Annotated in this window: 1 pseudogene; it reads right to left on the bottom strand. The window is 39.6% G+C overall.

Annotation, left to right across the window (positions count from 1 at the left end):
* Nucleotides 1-1,633: pseudogene (locus Q0296_RS03695) on the bottom strand (hypothetical protein); the annotation flags it as partial.

Genomic DNA, 1,633 nt, shown 5'->3' with positions numbered 1-1,633 from the left:
AAAGATAAGATACTTTTAGACCTGCCGCGCTTAGCTTAGCTAGCTTTAACTGACCCCTATCTTCTGCAACTTCGCCATCTTTACTTGTAAGTGTAGCTTTTGCCTCAGTCGTGCCGCCTGGTGACATAGGTACGTTTTTAACCTTAATAGTATTGTTTTCAGCCTCAGCAATTACACCATTTTCGTCTGTTGCAAATATTCTACCGCTAGCATCTTTACTGATAACATAAGTTTTTTCTATCTTATTTCCGGTTACTGTATCAGTTGCAACTACTGCTACCTTATCTCCATCAATAACATTGTAAGGGATCTTAACACTCATTGTTGTTTGTTTTAGGGCCAAATCTGAAACGGCCTCATTTCTGCTTAGACCGCCATCTCTACTAGCGTTATCTTCGTCAAAAGATACTTTTACTTCGTTGCCTTTTATAGCTTCTAGCTCAGCCTCTGCTGCTTTTGAACCGCTGTTAGCAGATGTAAATTCTACCTTAGCTGGGTTGCCAACACTTATTGGGATATTAGGAATTTTTAGTACGTTTCCTGGTTGTAGAGTCACGCTATTTCCACTTGCATCTTCTATAGTTAAAACGCTACCAGTTTTAGTTGAGACTTTATATGTAGTTGGTGTGCCATTTACTGTTATTACAAAATTTTCACCAGCGTTTAGGCTGCTTGGTAGAGTTACAGTTGCTGAAGTTACATTGATATTGCCGTCAGAATTTGCCTCATCTCTACTTAGCTTGCCGTTTCTGTCTTTATCCTCATCGATTAGCACTCTTAGCGCAGTACCAGCTCCGCCGCCTTGTGCGTCAAGTAAGATGTCACTTACTGTGCCAACTTTATCAACACCAGTTTTGTCTGAAACTGTCGCTTTTATAGTTGTAGTATGATCTTCTGTAAGATTTAGTGGATACTCAACAGCTTTATTACCAACAACAGTTAGTCCAGGTACCGTGATAACACCATTTGCATTTTTGTGGATAGTAAATTCAACATCAGGTTTGCCATCTACACTTATTTTTAGTATGTCGCCGTCAACAACGTTGCTTGGTAGTTTGATAGTGGCTTTTGTAGAATTTATATCGCCGTCGATTGCTGCTTCGTCAGAATTTAAAATTCCATCAAAATTTCCATCTTCTGCAAATGTGATACTCATATCATCGTGAAGTGCTTCAAGTGTAGCCTCGTTTACTACCTCATTGTTTGCAAAGCCCTTACTATCTGTAAATGTAGCTTTTGCGTCTGCTTGCTTATCTTCTTTGATCTCTACACCTGGGATTGTCACTTTATTGCTAGCATCAGCGACGATAGTTTCGCCATTAGCACCTGTTAGAGTTATGGTTGCAATATTGGTGTTAGGATCTATATCTTTCGTGATAGTAAATTCTTTAGTTGTAGTCACGCCATCACTTGTAACCTCTAGTGTCATCTTATCGCCAGTTACAACATTGTTTGGCACTTTTATAACAAGTGAAGTTTGGCGTAGCTCGCCATCTTTTGAGCTCTCATCTCTTGTGATAGATGTATTTAAGTCTACGTCTTCACCAAAGTAAATTCCAGCATCATCTATGCCAGCTACTGTTACGCTATTTTCACCGCTAGCACTTTGGATGCCGTCTGTATCGATGATAGT

Origin of the sequence: uncultured Campylobacter sp. (assembly GCF_937890585.1) — a bacterium.
Classification (GTDB): domain Bacteria; phylum Campylobacterota; class Campylobacteria; order Campylobacterales; family Campylobacteraceae; genus Campylobacter_A.
The sequence above is the reverse complement of the archived record's forward strand: the minus strand, read 5'-3'. Positions and strand labels throughout refer to the sequence as shown.